2 protein-coding genes and 1 pseudogene are annotated in these 3,425 nt (G+C 74.2%); 2 read left to right on the top strand and 1 reads right to left on the bottom strand.

Annotation, left to right across the window (positions count from 1 at the left end):
* A pseudogene (locus DW309_RS04970) lies at positions 1 to 548 on the bottom strand (SAM-dependent methyltransferase); the annotation flags it as partial.
* A 90-nt stretch (positions 549 to 638) separates the two neighbouring features.
* Between DW309_RS04970 and DW309_RS04965 the strand changes: the two are divergent.
* Complete coding sequence (locus tag DW309_RS04965) at positions 639 to 1,625, top strand: ABC transporter ATP-binding protein (RefSeq protein WP_136044737.1); 987 nt, start codon at positions 639 to 641, stop codon at positions 1,623 to 1,625.
* Complete coding sequence (locus DW309_RS04960) at positions 1,625 to 3,247, top strand: ABC transporter permease (RefSeq protein ID WP_136044738.1); 1,623 nt, start codon at positions 1,625 to 1,627, stop codon at positions 3,245 to 3,247. Before DW309_RS04965 ends, DW309_RS04960 begins: the two co-directional genes overlap by 1 nt.
* The last annotated feature ends 178 nt before the right edge of the window (positions 3,248 to 3,425 follow it).

The raw sequence follows: 3,425 nt of genomic DNA, 5'->3' as shown, positions 1-3,425 counted from the left end.
GGCTGCGCGGGGACGGCCAGCGGCTGCGACGCCACGAGCAGCCGCGACTTGCGCTCGGCCCGCTGCGGCTGCACGTCCCCGAAGCTCCGCCGCAGCACCTCGTTCTGCGCCAGGGTCATGTGCTTGACGCGACCCCCGGCCACGAGCACCGCGTCGGGCGCGGCCCAGCGGGCGACCGCATCCGCGATCTGCTCCAGTTCCGCGAGGGCCTTGGGTAGCTGCAGCAGCACGAGCCGTGCCCCGCGCAGCAGCGTCTCGTCGAGCTCGTGCGTCGTGAAGCCGTCGAGTCCCAGCTCCTCCGCGTTGCGGGCGAGGGCGCGGCGCCCGGTCGCGAGGTCCTGGTGCGCCCGGATCCCCCGGAGCCCGGACGCCACGAGCGGCAGGGTGATCGCGCCGTAGTCGTCCCCGATCACGGCGGTCTCGGCACCGGTGATCCCGCTGTCGAGCGCCCGCGACGCGAGCAGCAGGTCGGTGGCGTCGTGCGCCTGGAGGTTCTCGGCCTCGACGTCGGGCCAGCGGCGCAGGCGGGCGTAGGGGAACTCCGGCACCAGCCCACTGTACGCGGGCGCCGTAAGGATTCCGCATGCGTCCGCTTCACCGGATTCACAAGTTCGTGAAGCGGGCGTACGCTCCCGCGCATGAGCACCGTGATCGCCACCCAGAGCCTCACCAAGCACTACGGGCACGTGCACGCCCTCGACGGTCTCGACCTGAGCGTCGAGTCCGGTCAGGTGCACGGATTCCTCGGGCCGAACGGCGCCGGCAAGTCCACCACGATCCGCATCCTCCTGGGCCTCGCCCGCCGCACCGGGGGCGCGGTGACCGTGTTCGGCGAGGACCCGTGGCGTCGGGCCGTCGAGCTGCATCGGCGCATCGCCTCCGTGCCGGGCGACGTGAGCCTGTGGCCCAACCTCTCCGGGGGCGAGGCCATCGACCTGCTCGCCCGGCTGCGCGGAGCCCGCACGCACGACGCCGCCTACCGGCGCGAGAAGGCCCGGCTGCTGGAGGCCTTCCAGTTCGACCCGCGGAAGAAGGGCCGCGCGTACTCGAAGGGCAACCGCCAGAAGGTGGCGCTGATCGCGGCCTTCGCCGTGCCGGCCGACCTGCTCATCCTCGACGAGCCGACCAGCGGGCTCGACCCCCTCATGGCGGTGATCTTCCAGCGCGAGGTCGCGCGGGCCCACGAGAACGGCGCGACCGTGCTGCTGTCGAGCCACATCATGAGCGAGGTCGAGCAGCTGTGCGACCGCGTGTCGATCATCCGCGCCGGGCGCATCGTCGAGACCGGCACGCTCGCCGACCTGCGGCACCTCACCCGCAGCGACGTGTCGTTCACGGCCCCGGGTGTCCCGCTCGACCGCGTCGCCGCGATCCCCGAGGTGCACGACGCCACGGTGCACGACGACCGCTTCCGTCTCACCGTCGACAGCGACCGCACCGCCGCGGTGCTGCCCGCCCTCGCCACTCTCGGGATCTCCGACCTCCGCGTGGCTCCGCCCTCGCTCGAAGAACTGTTCCTGCGGCACTACGGCGACGACCTCGCGACGCTCGAGGCGGCGGAGGACGGCGGGTCCGACGCGGCGCCGTCCACCCGGCGCTCCCGCCACGCGAAGGGTCGTGCGTGATGGACCGCTTCGGGGTGCTGCTGCGCCAGCGCATCCGCCGCGACCGGGTGCAGGTGCCGCTGTGGATCCTCGGCACAGCGCTCATGGCGTTCGCGGGGTATGCGGGCGTCACGCAGTCGTACTCGACCCTGGCCGACCGGCAGAACATCCTGGCCGCGGCGCTCGCGAACCCGGTGATCCTGATGTTCCGCGGCCTGCCGTCCGGCACCTCGGAGGGCGCGTTCCTGGCCTTCGAGATCCTGCCGTGGCTGGCGATGCTGGCGGCCCTCATGAGCACGTTCCTCGCGGTGCGCCACACCCGGGGTGACGAGGAGTCGGGGCGCGCCGAGCTCGTGTGGGCGACACCCGCCGGACGACACCTTCCCACCGTCGCGACGATCGTGCACGGCCTCCTCGCCAACGTCGTGCTGGGCGCGCTGACCGCAGTCGCCCTGCTCGCGACCGGGCTGCCCGTCGCCGGTTCGCTGCTCTCCGGCGCCGCGGCCGCCTCCTGCGGCGTCGCCTTCCTCGGGATCGCCCTGCTCGCGGCGCAGCTGCTGCGCACGTCGCGCGGCGCGAACTCCGCGGCGGTGTGGGTGCTCGTGGCCGCCTTCCTGCTCCGGGGCATCGGCAACGCCGCCGGGACCCCGAACGACGAGCTGACCGCGATCGCGAGCGCCTGGCCCGCGTGGCTGTCGCCGTTCGGCTGGGCGGAGCAGACGCGCCCGTACGACGTCGACGCGGCCTGGCCCGCGGTCCTGGGACTGGCGCTCGGCCTCGTCCTGGCCGCCGGGGCCCTGGCACTGCAGGGCCTGCGCGATGTGGACGCGGGCTTCGTGGCCGAACGCCCCGGCCGTTCCGCGGCGCGACCCGCCCTCTCGTCGCCGCACGCGCTGGTGTGGCGACTCACCTCGGGCGCGGTCGTGGGGTGGGCGGTCGGCGGACTGCTCACCGGGCTGCTCGCCACGACCCTGGGCGGCGTGGTCGACCAGATCGCGGGCGAGAATCCCGCCGTGACCGACATCCTGGAGAAGATCGGCGGCGCGACCGGCGGGCTCGACGAGGTCGTGGTGACCGTGTTCTTCACGCTGCTGGGCATCCTCGCGGCCTGCTGCGCGGTGCAGACCGTGGTGCGCGCGCGGCAGGAGGAGGCGCGAGGCACGGTCGAGCTCGTGCTCTCGACCCCCACCGGACGGGTGCGCTGGCTCGCCGACCACGTGATCGTCGGCGTGGGCGCGGTGCTCATCGTGGTCAGCGCCGCCGTGCTGGGTGGCTGGCTCGGCGTGTGGTCGCGCGACGGCGACAGCGAGCTGTATCGCATCGTGGCCGTGGCGGGCGCGGGACAGGCGGTCGCGGCGGTGGTGTTCGTGGCGCTCACGGCCATCGTGTTCGTGGTGCTGCCGCGCGCGACCATCCCGGTGGCGTGGATCCTGGTCCTGCTCGCGGCGCTGCTCGGCATGTTCGGCCCGCTGTTCGGGCTGCCGGACTGGACCGCGAACCTCTCCCCGTTCGCGGTGACCCCGGTGGTCGACGGCGACGGCGTCGACGTGCGGGGGCTGTGGTGGCTCGTGCTCGTGGTCGCCGGGGCCACGGCGGGCGCCCTGGCCCTCATGCGTCGGCGCGAGCTCGCGACGGGCGGGTAGTGCGATGACGCGGGGACCGGGCGGGGAGGCCGCGAGCGCCGACGACGGGTCGGACGCGACGGCGGGTGATGCCGAGCAGCAGCGCGAGCACCGGGGCGTGGAACCGGCGGAGCAGGCGGCGGCGATGCTCACGGCGGCGGGGATGCCGCGGATGCCGGCGCGCGTGATGATGGCCCTG

This window comes from Microbacterium sp. K41 (genome assembly GCF_004794395.1).
Classification (GTDB): Bacteria; Actinomycetota; Actinomycetes; order Actinomycetales; family Microbacteriaceae; genus Microbacterium; species Microbacterium sufflavum.
Note: the sequence above shows the minus strand (reverse complement) of the source record. Positions and strands in the feature narration are given on the sequence as shown.

Bases quoted from the DNA above. Each gene is read 5' to 3' on its own strand.
- DW309_RS04965 (WP_136044737.1), top strand. From the start codon at position 639: ATGAGCACCGTGATCGCCACCCAGAGCCTCACCAAGCACTACGGGCAC.
- DW309_RS04960 (WP_136044738.1), top strand. From the start codon at position 1,625: ATGGACCGCTTCGGGGTGCTGCTGCGCCAGCGCATCCGCCGCGACCGG.